This is a genomic window from Pedobacter sp. B4-66 (genome assembly GCF_018492665.1).
Taxonomy (GTDB): domain Bacteria; phylum Bacteroidota; class Bacteroidia; order Sphingobacteriales; family Sphingobacteriaceae; genus Pedobacter.
This window is the reverse complement of record NZ_JAFVME010000001.1, coordinates 1-16981: the sequence shown is the minus strand read 5'-3', so window position 1 is coordinate 16981 and position 16981 is coordinate 1. Positions and strand designations below refer to the sequence as shown.

18 protein-coding genes are annotated in these 16981 nt (G+C 35.7%); 13 read left to right on the top strand and 5 right to left on the bottom strand.

From position 1 onward, the window contains the following. Window positions 1-21 precede the first annotated feature (21 nt). The gene (locus J1905_RS00085) at window positions 22-1362 is read right to left on the bottom strand and encodes a hypothetical protein (protein WP_214225054.1); all 1341 of its coding nucleotides are present in this window, start codon (window positions 1360-1362) and stop codon (window positions 22-24) included. A 111-nt stretch (window positions 1363-1473) separates the two neighbouring features. Then, window positions 1474-1737 (bottom strand): hypothetical protein, encoded by a 264-nt coding sequence (locus tag J1905_RS00080; RefSeq protein ID WP_214225053.1) that lies wholly within the window; start codon window positions 1735-1737, stop codon window positions 1474-1476. A gap of 68 nt (window positions 1738-1805) precedes the next feature. Between J1905_RS00080 and hsdR the strand changes: the two genes are divergently transcribed. The 9 genes from hsdR (at window position 1806) to J1905_RS00035 (ending at window position 12635) form a co-directional block, all read left to right on the top strand. Then, window positions 1806-4199: an EcoAI/FtnUII family type I restriction enzme subunit R gene (hsdR, locus tag J1905_RS00075; protein WP_214225052.1), complete on the top strand. Its 2394-nt coding sequence runs from the start codon at window positions 1806-1808 to the stop codon at window positions 4197-4199. A gap of 1 nt (window position 4200) precedes the next feature. After that, on the top strand, window positions 4201-5814 hold the full coding sequence (locus J1905_RS00070) for an HNH endonuclease domain-containing protein (protein ID WP_214225051.1): 1614 nt from the start codon (window positions 4201-4203) through the stop codon (window positions 5812-5814). Further along, window positions 5815-7239 carry a class I SAM-dependent DNA methyltransferase gene (locus J1905_RS00065; protein WP_214225050.1) on the top strand — a complete coding sequence of 475 codons (1425 nt, stop codon included), beginning with the start codon at window positions 5815-5817 and terminating at the stop codon, window positions 7237-7239. It abuts the gene before it with no gap. Next, on the top strand, window positions 7239-9137 hold the full coding sequence (locus tag J1905_RS00060; RefSeq protein ID WP_214225049.1) for a restriction endonuclease subunit S: 1899 nt from the start codon (window positions 7239-7241) through the stop codon (window positions 9135-9137). Before J1905_RS00065 ends, J1905_RS00060 begins: the two co-directional genes overlap by 1 nt. A 301-nt stretch (window positions 9138-9438) precedes the next feature. Next, on the top strand, window positions 9439-10197 hold the full coding sequence (locus J1905_RS00055) for a hypothetical protein (RefSeq protein WP_214225048.1): 759 nt from the start codon (window positions 9439-9441) through the stop codon (window positions 10195-10197). Between the two features lie 98 nt (window positions 10198-10295). Continuing rightward, entirely contained in the window at window positions 10296-10562 is a 267-nt protein-coding gene (locus J1905_RS00050) for a helix-turn-helix domain-containing protein (RefSeq protein WP_214225047.1), read from the top strand. Further along, on the top strand, window positions 10559-10864 hold the full coding sequence (locus J1905_RS00045; protein ID WP_214225046.1) for a hypothetical protein: 306 nt from the start codon (window positions 10559-10561) through the stop codon (window positions 10862-10864). The genes J1905_RS00050 and J1905_RS00045 overlap by 4 nt, the downstream gene beginning before the upstream one ends. A gap of 228 nt (window positions 10865-11092) precedes the next feature. Beyond that, window positions 11093-11641, top strand: coding sequence for a BfmA/BtgA family mobilization protein (locus J1905_RS00040; protein WP_214225045.1), 549 nt, complete (start codon window positions 11093-11095; stop codon window positions 11639-11641). Window position 11642: 1 nt separating this feature from the next. Continuing rightward, window positions 11643-12635, top strand: a complete 993-nt coding sequence (locus tag J1905_RS00035) for a DUF5712 family protein (protein WP_214225044.1) — start codon at window positions 11643-11645, stop codon at window positions 12633-12635. Between the two features lie 143 nt (window positions 12636-12778). Here J1905_RS00035 and J1905_RS00030 read toward each other — a convergent pair whose 3' ends face one another. After that, a complete protein-coding gene (locus J1905_RS00030) occupies window positions 12779-13045 on the bottom strand; it encodes a hypothetical protein (RefSeq protein WP_073235979.1) in 267 nt (88 codons plus the stop codon). A gap of 27 nt (window positions 13046-13072) precedes the next feature. After that, entirely contained in the window at window positions 13073-13672 is a 600-nt protein-coding gene (locus tag J1905_RS00025) for a hypothetical protein (RefSeq protein WP_214225043.1), read from the bottom strand. Between the two features lie 347 nt (window positions 13673-14019). Between J1905_RS00025 and J1905_RS00020 the strand changes: the two genes are divergently transcribed. Genes J1905_RS00020 through J1905_RS00010 form a run of 4 tightly spaced genes read left to right on the top strand, consistent with a single transcriptional unit; the run spans window position 14020 to window position 15278 of the window. Further along, entirely contained in the window at window positions 14020-14280 is a 261-nt protein-coding gene (locus J1905_RS00020; protein WP_214225042.1) for a helix-turn-helix domain-containing protein, read from the top strand. Further along, a complete protein-coding gene (locus J1905_RS00015; RefSeq protein WP_214225041.1) occupies window positions 14258-14704 on the top strand; it encodes a ferredoxin in 447 nt (148 codons plus the stop codon). The genes J1905_RS00020 and J1905_RS00015 overlap by 23 nt, the downstream gene beginning before the upstream one ends. Beyond that, window positions 14685-14795: a helix-turn-helix domain-containing protein gene (locus tag J1905_RS23880; protein WP_410522654.1), complete on the top strand. Its 111-nt coding sequence runs from the start codon at window positions 14685-14687 to the stop codon at window positions 14793-14795. The genes J1905_RS00015 and J1905_RS23880 overlap by 20 nt, the downstream gene beginning before the upstream one ends. 27 nt (window positions 14796-14822) lie before the next feature. Further along, window positions 14823-15278 carry a hypothetical protein gene (locus J1905_RS00010; protein ID WP_214225040.1) on the top strand — a complete coding sequence of 152 codons (456 nt, stop codon included), beginning with the start codon at window positions 14823-14825 and terminating at the stop codon, window positions 15276-15278. 198 nt (window positions 15279-15476) lie between these two features. On the opposite strand, the gene J1905_RS00005 is transcribed toward J1905_RS00010, so the two are convergent. Further along, a complete protein-coding gene (locus tag J1905_RS00005) occupies window positions 15477-16694 on the bottom strand; it encodes a site-specific integrase (protein ID WP_214225039.1) in 1218 nt (405 codons plus the stop codon). Window positions 16695-16981 lie beyond the last annotated feature (287 nt).

Here is a 16981-nt window from a genome sequence, read left to right as displayed (position 1 = left end):
AACTCGACTACCCCCCCCCCCTTATTTATTGCTGTCTAAGATAGCCAATCTGTTTGCAAGTTCAATGGTTGGAGTCAGATGATCAAACACCAATCTGATCATAAAGCCAGCGCCAACAAAAGCTTTCTTTTTGCCATCGTCGATTACAAGGCCTTTATTTCCGATTGACAGGATTTCATTGGGATTCAGGGGCGATGCTTGCCTAACTTCCGCTAATTCTTTGGAGGTTGACCATCGCAATGGTAAACCGATATCTTTTGCCCGATCTATCAAAGCATCGTAGTCAATGCCAATTAAAACCTGAATTTTACCGAAAGCAATATCAGCTATTAATTCCTCTGAAAATGGCTTAGAGAAAATGCTCTCGCAGATCTTCACATCCAAAGTACCCCTTAGGTCGTAAACAGGATATCCTTTGTTCATATTCTTTAATCCGGTTTCACCAATACCTTCTCTCCATTCTTCCCTATACACGCCAACACTTATTATGCCTTCAATACTTGTACATGCCCACTTTTTGACTTCAGATTCTTGTATTAACTTCAAAAGTTCCTTATGATACGTTTTTTGAGGTATATGCGAATCCTTTAAGTTTATTCTGGTTTTGGAATCTTTTTGATACTCGCCCGTGTCATTTTGAAGAATTTTTGCAGTTTTGATGTTCGTTTCCTTCTGTTTCAACATTCGCTTCATTTGCTTTTTGAAATGCCCTTCTGGCATAGCATCTATTCGTTCTATCGGATCAAGTTCATTAACATCATAAAAATGGAACAGATCTAAGGCAGTTTTGTTGACGTTACCAGTTTTTATTTCGTGGATTTCTATTCCTCCCATGCCCCACACCAGGAGGTCACCAACCTGTATATTACTGGTTAAATCCGTTAACAAAGCGAACTTCAAAGGGTCTTTGTTTATTTCTCTGGCTGCTGAAAGACTTGCTTTAAATCCGTTATCACTAAAAGACTTACCGCCTTCTTCTTCAAGATAATGTCTTGCGATCAATTCACGTCGACCTCCAAAAATCTGCCATACCATAGCATCAGCAAGTTTACGGTATATTCTTTCAAAAAAACCGTTTGCCTTCAATTCCATTTTTACCTTCTCAACTTCTACACTGTCGATAGGTCTGGTGTTTCGAAGCGATTTTAGCTTCTGATTTAATAAAACTGATTCTTCGGACAGGCTGGTCAGTTTTACCAAAATAATATCCTGGGCTCTTTTCATTCCTTCGTTTGAATACCCAAGGAATTCTTCCAAATTTTGTACTTCGTCGTGATCCGCATGTTTACTAAAATATGTATCAGTTCCATACGATCTGATAAATTTAATTATTTGCTTAACTTCTTCGATAATTTCCTTCATAAAATAACTATTTCTTTAAAAGAGTGTATCCTACAGAATCAGTGCCGAATTATATTATCGTGAATATGTTGCCAAATCGTCTTTAATGCATTAAAGAACTTCAGCTTTTGTTTAAAATGGGCCAGAATAACTGGCATATTGGCATAAAACATTGTTCTGCTTTAGTCCTTTGGCTTTAATAAATATTTTTTGAGCATCAGCCAGTTTGAGTGAAGTTGTTCTTTGGGGCGACAAAGCTAACGTATGCCCACTTAGCGGGCATTTTTTCTTTTCGTTTAATTTTCGACTGATATAAATGCTGTTATTACCAATATAGTTCACCTCTAATGCCAACGCTTTCAGTGGATTAAGTATTGAACCAACGAATTTAATCAATGTTCAATTTATTGAGTTGTATGTTGCAACGATAATTATTTCCTATTTTAGGGCGGTAACTTTTAGTAATGAACAAGAAAACGCTCTCAGAACGTGATATTTGCACAAAGTTTATTTCGCCAGCTTTAGAAAATGCAGGATGGAATAAGCTTACCCAGTATTTGGAAGAAGTTTCGTTCACTGATGGAAAAATATATGTAAAAGGTAGATTAACAACTCGTGGTATTCGTAAGCGTGCTGATTACATTCTTTATTACAAACCTAATATTCCTATTGCAATTATTGAAGCTAAGGATAACAAACATTCTGTTGGTTCTGGGATGCAACAAGCGTTGGATTATGCGCAGATTTTAGATATTCCTTTCGTATTTAGCTCAAATGGTGATGGTTTTTTATTTCATGATAAAACAAGTATTGCTCTGATAGAGAGTGAACTATCACTAGATGAATTTCCTTCTCCTGAAGAATTGTGGCAGAAATACAAAGAATATAAAGGGATAATTACAGAAAGAGCCGAACAAATCATCGAGCAAGATTATTTCTTTGACGGTTCCGGGAGGAGACCAAGATATTATCAGCAAAATGCTGTAAACAGAACTCTAGAAGCTATTGCTGCGGGTAAAGACCGTATTCTTTTAGTGATGGCTACTGGCACTGGGAAAACCTATACAGCATTTCAAATAGCTTATCGTTTGTGGAAGTCTAAAACGAAAAAGCGAATTCTTTTCTTGGCAGATCGGAATTCTTTAATAGACCAAACGAAAAGGGGGGATTTTAAGCATTTCAAAGATAAAATGACTGTTATCCAAAAACGCCAAGTTGATAAAAGCTATGAAATCTATTTAGCCATCTATCAAGGAATAACAGGGACGGAGGAAGAGAAAAATATTTTCAAACAGTTTACCCATGAGTTTTTTGATTTAATTATAATTGATGAATGTCATCGTGGTAGTGCTAGAGAAGACAGTGCTTGGCGAGAGGTGTTAAAATATTTTAATAAGGCAACTCAAATTGGGCTAACTGCCACACCGAAAGAAAGTGATACGGTGAGTAACAGTGAATACTTTAATGAACCTATTTATACTTATAGTCTGAAACAAGGTATAGATGATGGTTTTTTGGCACCTTATAGAGTTGTAAGGGTTGGTTTAAATATTGATTTAGAAGGATATAGGCCTGAATTAGGGAAGCGAGATGTTTATGGTAACGAAATTGAAGATAGAATATATAATAGAAAAGATTTCGATAGAACAATGGTTATACAAGAGCGTACAGATGTTGTAGCAACTAAAATAACTGAATTTCTAAAGGGATACGATCGTTTTGCTAAAACTATCGTTTTTTGTAGAGATATAGATCATGCTGAACGAATGCGGTCTGCTTTAGCAAATAAGAATAGTGATTTCGTCGCTAAGAATCATAAATACATTATGAGGATAACTGGCGACAACGATGAGGGTAAAAGAGAATTAGATAATTTCATTGACCCCGAATCTATCTATCCGGTTATCGCAACTACATCTGAATTAATGACAACTGGTGTCGATGCCAAAACCTGTAAGGTTATCGTTTTGGATACCGAGATTGGCTCAATGACCAAATTCAAACAGATCATAGGAAGAGGTACTAGAATTGATGAAGATCATGGTAAACTTTATTTCACTATTATTGACTTCAGAAATGCAACAGATAAATTTGCCGACAAGGATTTTGATGGTGATCCAATTCGTGTTAAACCTTTGCCACAAGATGAAGATTTAACCGACATTATCGATGAAGAAGAAAAAGATGAGAAAGCTATCATTGATGATGTTACAGGTGAAGATATAACTGATCAGTTAACTGCTATTGAAAAGGATGAATTAAGAAAAGCAGATACCGTTTTTGATAAAAATAGGTTGGAAAAAATAGTTATTAACGGTGTTGATGTTTCTGTGTTAATTTCAAGAGAGTTGCATTTTAATAAAGATGGTAAGCCAATTATTGTAAATTTGCAAGATTATTCTAGAGAGTTAATTAAAAATAAGTTTCCTAGTTTAGAAGATTTTTTAAGCGTTTGGAATTCTGCAGATAAAAAACAAGCATTAATAAAGGAACTTGATGAACAAGGTATACCAGTTGACGCTTTGGTAGATGCTGTGAATAGAGATTGTGATCTTTTTGACATTATATGTCATGTGGCATTTGATCAAATACCTTTATCTCGGAAAGAGAGAGCTAAAAACGTGAAAAAGAGAAATTACTTTACTAAATATGGTGAGCAAGCAAAAAAAGTGCTGGATGCACTTTTAGATAAGTATGCAGATGAGGGAATAGAGAACATAGAAACCATGGAGGTGTTAAAAGTAAATCCCGTTGCCTCTTTTGGATCGGCAATTGAAATTATCGAAAGTTTTGGAGGTAAGACAAACTACCTCAGAGCCGTAAAAGAATTAGAAAGTAAATTATATCAGATAGCATAGGATGTCATCAATCTATTTAAACAATCTCAATCCGTCAGAAAGAATAGCTTTGGTTGAAAAGCTTTGGGATATTCAGCAAGGTAAATGTTTCATAACAAATGAGCCAATTGATTTACAATTGCATATTTCAGACCTAGATATTGATCATGTAATACCGTCAAAATTGGATGGAAAGGATGACCCCTCAAATTTTGCACTTACTTTTTCAAGTGCTAATAGGTCTAAGCAGGCTTCGGATTTGAATTTGGCACGCATACTCCATGCGTTCAGTAAAATACAGGAGAATCTTAAAAAGAAAGAAGACCGAAGTCCAAATTTAGATGATATACTAAAGTTACAGGGAGGCGCAGTCTATAAAATTAGATTCAAGTTAAAAGAAGATAAGGTAAGTTATTCATTTTCTTCACTTGGAAGAACTGAAATAATTTCACAAGATGTCTATATTGATAAATTAAGCGGTTTAAAATATTTCTTTGCAGTTTTCCCCATTCAATATTTACATCACGATAACATTATAAATCCTAGAGCAATAGGATCAAATATTAATAAGCTTGTAGATGAGTTTTACTCCGGTAATCCGCAATTACACGTTTCTTTAGGATGGGTTGATATTGAGGAGGAGAATGAAGCAGAAATAAAAATATTTGATGGACAACATAAGGCTGCTGCTCAAATCTTATTAAATACACTAAATATACCTGTTAGGGTCTTTATAAATCCTGACAGAGACAAACTAATACTCACAAATTTTAGAGCTGGTACAACTTTAAGACAGGTCGCATTTGATAAGTCAGTTCAACGACATTTAGGAAATACCTTGTATTGGGATAGAGTGACTCGTTATCAGGAAGAGCTAAAATTAGAAAAGGATAATTTTGATTTTTCTGAGAGGCAATTGGTAAGTTATTTTAAAGGTGAATCAAGAGAATTAAAACGTTATATTCTAGATTCAGTAAGGGATGCAATAACAAGACATGCCGAAAATAAACTTATTGAATTTGTAGACATGGGTGGCAGAGCAAAAGAAAAGCCATTATCTTATAGTACAATTGAGAAAACATTCTACCCGTTTTTTATTTATCAAGATTTATTAGATACACCTATATCGTATAAATTGGAGGATGGGAAAAACCCAAGAAGTTTAGAAACAGAGCAAATAGTACGTTTGATGAGCATAATTGCTGAAGAGTTGTTTATTGGGAAATTTGATCTTGAATTAGGAACATTTAAAATAGAGAATAGAATTCAGAATGGAGAAAATCTTCCATTAGATCATGTCAGGGCATATAGGATGGTTAAGGAAGAAATTTTGCATAACTGGTTAAAATTTATTGGTCAAATAATTCAAAATCACTTTATTTCATTAGGTATTCCAATAGACGATAAGAAGTTATTTCAAAATGAATTTAGCGATGTGTTGTGGCAAATAATAACCAATTCAATAGTGAATTTAAGTAATCTGCCCTTATGGAAAAATAACTCACTTGCAGTTTCTGTTTTTGGTGGGAAACAAAATTACCAATATTGGCATAGCATATTCACAACAGGTAATTCAACTCAAGGTGTAAAGGTTTTAGCTGAACCAATTAATTTAATGAAATTACAACAACAATAAATGAATAATATTTCAGGAGTAATAAGTAGCATACGTCAGATAATGTGGCAAGATAATGGGCTTAATGGCGATGCACAAAGAGTAGAGCAGTTGGGGTGGATGCTATTTCTTAAAATATTTTGTGATAAGGATAAAGAATTACAATTACTGAGCGATGGCTATATTTCCCCGATTCCAGAACAATACCATTGGGATAATTGGGCTGCAAATGACGAGGGTATTACAGGAGAAGAGCTGCAGGAGTTTGTTGATCGGCAGTTATTTACTGCGTTACGAAATATCGATATCAGCACAGGAAATAAGCGATCTATTTTGGTACGTGAAGTCTTTGATGGCAATAATAATTACATGAAGAGTGGTACCAATATACGTAAGGTACTGAATAAACTTAATGAAATAGACTTTAACAAAGCTAAAGACCGTCATGCCTTTGGAGATATTTATGAAAGTATTTTAAAAGAACTGCAAAGCGCAGGTAAAAGTGGTGAGTTTTATACACCTAGAGCAATTACCCAGTTTATTACAGACATAATAGACCCTAAGCTAGGCGAGAAAATTCTAGACCCAGCATGTGGCACTGCGGGCTATCTAACTTGTGCCATTGAGCATTTAACCAAACAAGTTAATAATGTAGAAGAACGTAATCAAATACAGGAAAACGTTATAGGTTGGGAATATAAGCCCTTGCCATATTTATTGGCCACCACCAATTTGATATTACATGATATAGAATTACCCAATATTACCTATCGTGATAGTCTAGACCGACCTTTAAGCGAATACAAGGAGAAAGATCGAATAAATGTAATTTTGGCAAATCCGCCTTTTGGGGGTATTGTCGCCAATAATAATGAAAATAATTTTCCACAGAATTTCCGTACAAAAGAAAGCGCTGATTTGTTTTTGATTTTAATGATTCACTTGCTGAAACAAAACGGGAGAGCTGGTATTGTGTTGCCAGATGGTTCTTTGACAGGAGATGGAGTAAAGCAGCGAGTGCGGAAAAAGTTGTTAGAAGAATGTAATTTACATACCATTATTCGTTTGCCTAACTCTGTTTTTCAGCCGTATGCAACTGTAGCGACCAACTTATTGTTTTTTGATAAAGGTACACCAACTAAAGAAGTTTGGTATTATGAACATCGATTACCTGAAGGACAAAAATCTTACAGCAAAACCAAAGCCATACAAATTAAAGAATTTGACCCTATTAAAACTTGGTGGAGCAATCGTGAAGAAAATGAAATCGCTTGGAAGGTGAATGTTAGGACTATCATAGAGCGTAATTATGATTTGGATATTAAGAATCCAACTAAAGTAAAAGAAAGTCATAATTATGGCAGTGATGAATTGATCGAGATGCTAAATCATTCTTTTGAGAAAAGTAACGCTTTGTTAAAGGTTTTGAGGGAGGTAGTTAAATAATGAGTTTACTAAAAATTCAAGAATTATTCGTAGTTGAAAAAGGAATATTACAAAGCTCCAAAAGTACCGATGGTAAATTTGATTTCATAACTGCTTCTGCCATCTGGAAGACCCACAATGAATATACTCATGATTGTGAGGCATTGATTTTTGCAGCAGCAGCTTCTGGGTCTCTTGGTAGGACACATTATGTGGATGGTAGATTTATTTCGAGTGATTTATGTTTTATCCTTACACCAAAAAATCCAATAAACTTTCCGGTCGATTTGAAATTTTATCATTTGATATTCAATCAGCTTAAAGATGATATAGTCAAAAATACTAAAGCTGGAACATCAAAAGAGGCTATTGGCTTAAAATCATTTGGAAATTACAAACTTCCATATTTTGATATTGATAAACAGGTAGAGATTAAAAATAAGTTTATTGAGCTACAATCATATAGCGTTGATCTAGATTTAGAATTATCGTCCCAACTATATGTCATTAAACAACTTCGCCAGGCTTTTTTATCTGAAGCCATGCAAGGTAAGCTTTGTGAGCCTGAGCTTTTCAAGGACAAAGAAACAGGGCAACAATTTCTAGAAAGAATAAAAAATGAAAAAGTACAGTTAATAAGGGATAAGAAATCAAAGAAAGAAAAAGAGCTGCCAACAATAAAACAAGAAGAAATACCATTTGAAATACCAGCGAATTGGATATGGTGTAGACTGGGAGAGGTAGCATATATAACTAGTGGTAGTACTCCATCAAAAGATGCGTTTGTAGAAAGTGGCATACCATATCTGAAAATGTATAATTTGAGAAATCAAAAGATCGATTTTTTATTTAAGCCACAGTACATTAAAGAAGAAGTACATAATGGACAGCTTAAAAGATGTAGAGCATTTCCTGGTGATGTGATTATGAACATTGTTGGACCACCGCTAGGAAAAATAGCGGTTATACCAAAAGACTTAGGTGAATGTAATTTTAATCAAGCTGCGGTATTGATAAGGCCCTTGTACAAAGAAATGAACTGGTTTATTTTTTGGTATTTAAATGAAATGAGTGCTATAAACTCAATAGATACCAAAGGAGTAGCCGGACAGGCAAATATATCGGTAACTCAGGCCCAAAATATAAAGTTGCCTTTACCACCTTTATCGACTCAACGCAAAATCGTTGAAAATCTTGATAAGCTATTGAAGACTTGTGATGATTTAGAGGCCAGTATTAAACAAAGCCAACTAGAGAATAAGCAATTATTACAGCAGGTTTTAAAAGAGGCTTTGGTATCAAAAGCTGAGAATGCCGAGATTAAAACTAAATATTGCAATAATCCTGAAAAGACGATTTTAGCCGGTTATATCATCAATAAAAATAATGATGAATATTTTGGGCGGGTTAAGTTTCAAAAATTACTTCATTTAACAGAATACCATTGTAAAATAGATTTAGGTTCAAACTTTATCCAAAAGGTTGCTGGTCCACATGATGAATATTTGATTAAAACCATAGAAACTGATTTGAAACGTTTTAGGTTTTATCAAATCAAACAATCATCAACTGATAATCACAAAGTTTCATACATCCCCCTAAGTTCAGCGACTGAATTGAATCAAACATTTAATATCAATTTTAAAGAAGAAGTAATTCGTGTTAATAGTCTTTTGTCAAAGTTTGAAAGAGCATCCCTTGATCACTGTGAAATAATTTCCACTCTATATGCAGTTTGGAACAATCGGTTAATAAATAAACTAAGCTTTACAGATGAAGATTTGAAACAAGATTTCTTAGACTGGGATTGTCAAAAAGCAAAATATACAGACAGATTGGACAATGCTTTGATATGGATGCGTAAAGAGAATATAGTGCCAAATGGCTGGGGTAAATATATTGGGAAACCTGAAAAATAATTGTATTATAGCAAGCCATTTAAAACAATAAACTATACGATAAAGTCTGGAAAGCATTAGGTTTTATTGGTGTTCATGAGGATGGTCGAGTACCAAGGAATACTGATTATGAAAAACTGTATGATGTTATGGATGTTATTGAAAAAAAAATATAACAACATTGCCTTTTTTTGAAATTTATAAATGAACGACTTTCTAATATCTTTTAATGGCGTAAATTTTTTATTTTTAACATAAAATCATTAAAATGTAAAAAATGATGTCTTTTTTGTTGCATAATTAGTAGTATTTTTATTGTGATATGATAGTGAATTACTTTAAAGCCAGAAAGCGATTAGATTTGTCACCTCATCATTATGATATTGGTCATGCGATTGGATCATGGCAGAAATATGAGGATAATCATTTTTTGAACAAATTGGTTGAGATAGATGAAGATCATTTTGAAAAGTTCTATAAATATCATCTGGTTTATGCACTAGAGAATAGGAGATGTAGTGAAGAGGCTTTCTTATGTAAAGTATGGGGGATTGTTGAGAATAGAATTAGAAAACTGAAAGCGGAAGATCCTTTTTCAAGTTATCACGATAGACATATATTTAGGATTGAAAAATTACAGAAATTTCAAAAATATCTAAATAGCATAGATGAATGGAATGCCAGACCAGCTCATCTTGTTATTTCAGAAAAGGAAGAAATTATCCGAAAGCAAAAGAAGGAGATTGAAGAGCTTCAAGCCCGATGGGATAAAATTAAGATATATGAAGTCTCTCAGAAGATCTGGATTAAGGAAGGTTATCTAGCTACGTTAATTGATCTATTCAAACAAGTAGAAAAATTGGAAGTGCCCGATGGTGGAAATCTTTTAAAATACGATCACCAAGTTGCTTATCCCAGAATGATCAGTAAGTATTTCTCTCATGGAGGTAATGAAATACCCGTTGAAACTTTGCGTAATTATTACGTGAGAAAAAAAGGCGATGAGCCTGTAAAAGGAACTTCCATTCAATTAGAGCGTAAGCTTTTCAAAATTGTACCTGTAAAAGGAATAAAAAAATAACCGGTTCAAGCTTTGCACATGACCATGCTAAACCTGTGGTCATGGTTTCGGATACTTTATACTCCACATTTGCTTCGTAAACTTAATACGGAGGTAATATGCAAATCGAGATTCTAACAAGAGAAGAACTGTTAAAGTTCAAGACCGAACTTATTCAGGAAATTAAACAAGCCATCAAATCAGAGGATGTGCAACCCAAACAATGGCTTCGCAGTTCCGAAGTCAGAGATCTGCTAAAGATTTCATCCGGCACACTTCAAAACTTGCGCATTAAAGGAATACTGCGGTATGAAAAGGTGGGTGGTATATTCTATTATGCGTACACGGATATTGTTCAGTTGTTAGGCGAAATCGGGAACTCATGATGGATACAGGAAAACAACTCACCAGTTTTCTAAAGCTGGCCAGTAAAAACAATCGTTTCCATCAATCACACTTTAGCCTTTATTCTGCCATACTCATGTGCTATACTAAAGGTCTCTGTCAAAATCCTTTCCGGGTTTCAAGAAAGGAATTAATGAAGCACTCAGCGATTCATTCTTTTGCTACTTACCACAGGTGCTTGAAAGACCTGGTTAGTAATGGTTACATAGATTACCGGCCATCTTATCATCCAACTTTGGCCAGTCAGATCACTTTGTTAAATGATCTTGATCATGAAGGGTAAGCTTCTTGCAGGTTATGTCCTTTTCCTTCTTCGGGAAAAGGAGCAAGCGGAAGTTGGGCAGTGGCCCTACTTGCTTGCCGTATGCATTGCAAACGGTGTTTAAAGAACCCTCCAGGGGTTCTTTAGTGTGCTGAAAGTACTTTAGGAAAAGAAAATCGATCCCCAAGGACGGTGCAATATAACTGATTATACAGCTATACAATGATATAGCTATAAAGATATACTGATATGCAGGAGAGTTTAAGAACAGTAAAATATTCGGCATCAGATGCCATCAAGTTTGAAAAGGTTGCCTTGAAACTAGGCAGGTCTAAGCGTTTGGTCTTTACGCAGATGGTTGATTATTTCTATCGAAGCAAGAAAGATCCTACAGACCTAAACGACGAGCTTTTGAAAAACTCCATATTAAAAGGACAGAAAGAGTACATCGGGTTTATTAGAACCCAGGAAGCAGAACTGCTCATTCCCATTAAACGGGATGTAGCCAGAGTTGTAGAGTCTCAAAAGACAATAGTAAGCTGTTTCAACAGTCAAGTATTGCAATACAACAATGACGTACTAAAAAATCAGAATCAGCAAGGATTAAGTCTAGCCAGAATTCAGGAATTTATTAAAGGGATTAGTGATAGGATGGATGAGAAGGAAAAACTAAAAGTAAAGTTTCTGAGTATTCTGGATACTTATATTAAACTAAGGGAGTCATTCGGGTTGATGACTTCCGGCAAAGATAAAGAGGTGCTGATTGATAATACCCGGAAACAAATTGCTAGGCTGTAATATGTATATTAATATTACCGATAGTGAAACCGCAAATAATAAAGGTGGCAGTAGTGAACTTGTCAGTTATCTTGAAAAAGAAAACAGGCTGTACAATAAGCAAGAACCTGAGTACTGGTTTAATCACAACAGCCAGCATATTGAATCTTTTGAAGTCAGGAGGGCTATTGATGGTAATATTGCCAGGCTCTGTAAAACTGATGCTAAATTCTTTCTGATCAATATCAGCCCAAGTCAAAAGGAACTAAACTTCCTGAAAGAGCGGTTTGGAGCAGTAGGTGTTAAGGATCAATTGAAAAGGTACGCAGAAAAAGTAATGGATGAATATGCCCGGAATTTTAAACGTACGGGAATTGACAGCGCTAAAGATCTCATGTGGTTCGGTAAGGTAGAAAATTACCGTTACTATGGTTATAAAGATAAAGAAGTCTTAGAGGGCGTTAAAAAGCGTGGAGAACGTAAAGAAGGTGAGCAGATGCACATCCAGATTATAGTAAGCCGTAAGGATGCTACCAATAAGATTAAACTGAGTCCCATGAACAATTCTAAAGGAAAGAACGAAGGACATTCCAAAAAACTAGGACAATTTCACCGTGTAGCTTTTAAGCAATCCGGTGAAACTGTTTTTGATCAATTCTTTCATTTCGACAGACAACTAAAAGATACCATGGCTTATGCCAATATCCATAAGAATGGAGATCTAAAACAAAAAGAGCAGTTGTGTGCATTGGAATTTGGTGCAGAACGAAATTATCACTCCAAATCCATCGCGAATGATTTTGCAAAAGAGGTGGCAGCAGGTCTTTTCCATTCTACAGCCGATATGTTTCAAAGCATAGGTAGGACAGCTTCCGATTTCTTTGAGATTCTGATGGAGCCAGTGTATAGTCCCGGATTAGACATAAACCCGGTGGAGGAAGCCGAAAAAAGAAGAAGAAAAAAACGGAAAGGTCGAAATCAGGATCACGGCCAAGACCAAGGGCTTAGTCGGTAATGGTAGTGGATTTTACAAGGGCAGTTTTGCCCCACGCGCATTTTCGGCCTGCAAAATCCCTTACGCTCATTGCCCAATTGGGATTTTGCTCTGGTGTTTACGGAAAAGGCCTCTGCTCTAACAGGCGGTAGGAAGCTTAACACTCAATGGAGGAGTTCTTTTAAACTTCGGGCTTCCGGATTTTGGCTCGCCAGTGTTCCCGGCTCAAAGTCAAATAATTGTTCCATGATGACTACTTTTTCGTAAGGAATATCCTGAACATCATTTATCAGGATTTTCCGGTAATTGTGAAATGTGTTTAAGGAAACACCCAATAGTTTTGGAAGAAGTTGTATTGCTTTGCGGTATTGCCATACGTTTAGGTTGTACAAATATTCATTGATCCTGTATTTGCTAATCTGTTCGTTCATAACATTAGTTTAAGGGTGTAAAAGACTTTAGTTTACGGTGGTGGTATTGCTTACATAGAGTACTGTTTGCGTAATGTCAATCAGATAAATGACCTCTATCAGCTTTTCCAGATATTCTTTAACAAGTACCAAAGCACTTCCATCCTCAATGACTTCATCAATGGTCGTCTGACGATAGGCATATTCTACAATCCGGCTCAACATTAACCGCCATTCGTTCAGGCTTAGAAAACTGAAAAAATCTTTAAAAAAGCAATGAGTGTTTTTAATCTCTTCCTGAGAAAGACTTTTAAAATGGGTACTTATTAATACGTTGTAATAGCGAGTGAGGTCTTTTGCACAAGGTGAGGCATTGGAAGAAGCACAGTGAAGTGAGAACTTTGTACCCTTACAAAAGAAGATGTGTCCGGCTTCTAAAAGTTTAAGTAAACATCTGTAATTATAAAAATACTCTTCGCTTTTACCGTGTTGTAGGGTGCTGCACGCAGAGCGAATCAGGTCGTGGATTTGTGTGCGGAAGGCTTCTATGTCAATTTCATATCTGCAAAAGTCCGCAATGAAGGTGTGAGGGTTTAAGATCTGCTTATCAGTAAGCTGATTGTACCGAAGGTTTCTTTTGTTGCTCATAATTTTGAAAATTAACTGAGCCCTGGAGATGCAGAAATAGGTGCGGAACTGCATCTCGTGGTTGCATAAAAGTTTCTGAAGCCTTACGTAACACGAGTGTACAGCAGTCCCGCACCTATTTTAGGAATATGCAAATATAGCATATTAGTAAATAGGCTTGGTATTCTGCTGTCTTGCGTTACGGCTTCAGAAATGCAACCGCAAGACCCTTAATGTCTTAATAACTGTTTATTATCGCATATATAATTATTTAATACTCTAAGATAAGGATATAACGTGTATACTCCAAATAAAAATACTCTTTTTATGGAGTGTATTAAAATGGAGTATTTTCTTTACTTTATTTCATGGCAAACAAGAATCTTTTAACAAGTGAAAAAGAGCTAAAGAAAATAGGCTTAAGGCTTAAAAGCCTTCGTAAATCCAAAGGTTACACAAGTCCAGATACGTTTTCTTATGAAAATAACTTGAATCGTTCTCAGTATGGTAAGTATGAGGCTGGAAGCGCCAATATAACTATTGGCACATTGATCAATATTTTAAATTGCTTCGGTGTGAGCCTGAGTGAGTTTTTCAATGAGGATTATGAAGACCTCGGTAACGAATAATTGTAGTTTAGGGCAGTTGAACAGATATCCAGAGAACTCCTATGGAGACTTTTACGTTGAGAATCAAGTTTGTACTGCATGCGGAGCTCCAGAGGCAGAAGCTCCGGACTTAATTGAGCATTCAAAGCTTGAGTATGGACATTGCTATTTTAAGAAGCAACCCCAAACACCGGAAGAACTTGACAGAGCCATAAATGCCCTGTCAGTTTCCTGTATTTCAGGAATCAGATATGGGGGAAAAGATGAGGTAATCTTGAAGCGGCTCTATGAAATGGGGTTAGAAGATGAGTGTGATCACAAACCTATTGGCAAATACAAAATGGTTGTTAGAAATAAAGTTGTATTTCAATATCAAGAAACAATGGAGAAGCCATTCAAACGTTTGGCTTCATGGCTTTATAAACGTGTTAAAGGCATTAAATAAAACACTTGATAAATTATATCTGAACCATTTAAACAAGATCGCTGAGATTCTGAGGTGCTCCATGAAAGATTTTTTACTGATCAGTCCTTAGCTTAGCCATTTGTATAATTAATCTATTATGCTTGACATAGAAAGAAGAAGAAAGCTCGCCCTTCATTTACGACATCTCTCCGTTGGGCTTATTTCAAATGATGATTTTGAAGATAATCTTATGGATGACGTTACGAATGGCTGGCTGCCGGAGCAATACTATAAATCGAAAGAGGCCAAATTTGACGATAAAATAATTCAACCTATGCTTGAACTCTGCTGGGGATTATACGATGATACGAGAAATCATAGATTAAGAGGGGCGGACAAATTACCAGAACAGAGCTTGAAAGTAATCGCCCGTTGTATATTGTTCCTTCGGGGTGATAAAGAATATGAATGGCCATATTTTGACACTAACAGTCCCTTATTCAAATTTTCATTGGGGGAAGTTCTCTTGACTATTCTTTCTCTTGGTCAGTACTACCGAGACATAAGGAAACAACAAGAAAAAGCATTTCTTGGAATTTCAAAACCTTGGTAATTTTGATATTTGGCCATTTCTCAACCAGAATGATTATGATGAACAATTGAAATATCATCCATTCTTAAAATAGAAACCTACAATCTATGCAGGTAAAATAACAAAGCGGAAATGATCTCCGACCATTCCCGCTTTATAAATTAACGCTCTCATATATAAAGACGTTAAGAAGCCTTAAATATTGTGTAGCCTAACAGATTAAATCGCTGCATATTTCTTTTTCAGCAGCGCCATATCAGCACCAACCTTAATATCCAGGATTTTTGCATAGTGTTGAGTAGTCTGGATATTTGTATGTCCGAGCATTTTTGAAACACTTTCTATAGGAATCCCATTCAATAGAGTAACGGTTGTTGCAAATGTATGCCGAGCAATATGAAAGGTTATGGGTTTGTCTATACCGCAGAAGTCAGCTATTTCCTTTAGATAACTGTTCATCTTCTGATTGCTTAAAACAGGAAACAACATTCCGGTATTTAAGCAGATCCGGTTTTCCTGATACCGATTTAATAGGGCAGAGGCCATTGGTAATAAAGGGATGCGTGCAGGGGTGTTGGTTTTCTCTCTTTTTATGGAAATCCACTTCTCGCCATCTATGCCATTTACAATGTCTATCCCCCTTAGATTTTTAACATCTATATATGATAGTCCAGTATAACAGCAAAACAAAAAGATATCTCTTACATGGGTAAGCCTTTCAGTTGCCATCTTTTTATTGGTCATCAACAAAATCTCTTCAGTATTGAGATAAACCCGATCTACTTTTTTGATTTTAGGTTTGTAGTTTAAGAACGGATCAATGTTTAACCAGCCATTGGAAAGGCAAATTCGGATAATCTTGCCAAAGTTCTTCAGGTACTTTACAGCAGAGTTGTTTGCGCATTTACGGACAGAACGCAGGTAATAGTCATACTCAGAAATGAAAGTATAGTCTACTTTTTTGATTTCAATATCTATGAGGTCGTATTTCCACGTTAAGAAATCTATTGTGTGTTTTAATGAAGTGCGGTAACGCTCCGCCGTTCCTTTCTTAAATTCACTTCCAATCAATGATTCCATTTTCAGGTTATGATCTTTAAAGACTTCAATTAAGGTCATACACTTCTCTGTTTTACCCTGGAATTTATTACGCAGCGTTTCGGCAGTAATCATTTCATCCGCTTCCATTAAAAGACCGTGGGCTTCATAAACTTTGATCTGTAAATGATCTAAGAAGGTATTCAGTGTCTTGATTTCTTCTTTACTACCATTTGCCCTGCCTACACGAGCATTCCATCTGGAGGGTTCACAACTACGTCCGGTGGTCACTTCTGATCTGTTACCATTCACCGTAATGCGAAGATAGATAGGGGCAACGCCTCTTTGATAATTTTTTGGCTTCTTCATATAGAAGAGCAAGCTGAAATTGATTTTCATAATGTTAAACATTAAAAAGTAAACAAATCTAGCTTTGCAGTTAGTTGAAATCAAGATGTTTAGAGTAGTAACCGGTTCATTATCAAATTGATATTGAAAATCTGGTGAGTCTTTATCTGTTCAAAATTTACTCACCGAATCACTCACCAATCTTATGGGAATTAATGAGAGTTTTGGGTTACTACTAAAATGAAAAAGCCTGCTATCTTACGATTTGCAGGCTTTTTCTTGGTTTTGATACCATAGTGGCGGAGAGTGGGGGATTCGAACCCGCGGACCCTTTGACA

What these genes read in the sequence shown, in the direction of transcription:
- J1905_RS00055 (WP_214225048.1), top strand. Translation starts at nt 9,439, where the DNA reads ATGATAGTGAATTACTTTAAAGCCAGAAAGCGATTAGATTTGTCACCT.
- J1905_RS00045 (WP_214225046.1), top strand. Translation starts at nt 10,559, where the DNA reads ATGATGGATACAGGAAAACAACTCACCAGTTTTCTAAAGCTGGCCAGT.
- J1905_RS00060 (WP_214225049.1), top strand. Translation starts at nt 7,239, where the DNA reads ATGAGTTTACTAAAAATTCAAGAATTATTCGTAGTTGAAAAAGGAATA.
- J1905_RS00065 (WP_214225050.1), top strand. Translation starts at nt 5,815, where the DNA reads ATGAATAATATTTCAGGAGTAATAAGTAGCATACGTCAGATAATGTGG.
- J1905_RS00050 (WP_214225047.1), top strand. Translation starts at nt 10,296, where the DNA reads ATGCAAATCGAGATTCTAACAAGAGAAGAACTGTTAAAGTTCAAGACC.
- J1905_RS00005 (WP_214225039.1), bottom strand. Translation starts at nt 16,694, where the DNA reads ATGAAAATCAATTTCAGCTTGCTCTTCTATATGAAGAAGCCAAAAAAT.
- J1905_RS00010 (WP_214225040.1), top strand. Translation starts at nt 14,823, where the DNA reads ATGCTTGACATAGAAAGAAGAAGAAAGCTCGCCCTTCATTTACGACAT.
- J1905_RS00040 (WP_214225045.1), top strand. Translation starts at nt 11,093, where the DNA reads ATGCAGGAGAGTTTAAGAACAGTAAAATATTCGGCATCAGATGCCATC.
- J1905_RS00070 (WP_214225051.1), top strand. Translation starts at nt 4,201, where the DNA reads ATGTCATCAATCTATTTAAACAATCTCAATCCGTCAGAAAGAATAGCT.
- J1905_RS00035 (WP_214225044.1), top strand. Translation starts at nt 11,643, where the DNA reads ATGTATATTAATATTACCGATAGTGAAACCGCAAATAATAAAGGTGGC.
- J1905_RS00015 (WP_214225041.1), top strand. Translation starts at nt 14,258, where the DNA reads ATGAAGACCTCGGTAACGAATAATTGTAGTTTAGGGCAGTTGAACAGA.
- J1905_RS00030 (WP_073235979.1), bottom strand. Translation starts at nt 13,045, where the DNA reads ATGAACGAACAGATTAGCAAATACAGGATCAATGAATATTTGTACAAC.
- J1905_RS00020 (WP_214225042.1), top strand. Translation starts at nt 14,020, where the DNA reads ATGGCAAACAAGAATCTTTTAACAAGTGAAAAAGAGCTAAAGAAAATA.
- hsdR (WP_214225052.1), top strand. Translation starts at nt 1,806, where the DNA reads ATGAACAAGAAAACGCTCTCAGAACGTGATATTTGCACAAAGTTTATT.
- J1905_RS00085 (WP_214225054.1), bottom strand. Translation starts at nt 1,362, where the DNA reads ATGAAGGAAATTATCGAAGAAGTTAAGCAAATAATTAAATTTATCAGA.
- J1905_RS00025 (WP_214225043.1), bottom strand. Translation starts at nt 13,672, where the DNA reads ATGAGCAACAAAAGAAACCTTCGGTACAATCAGCTTACTGATAAGCAG.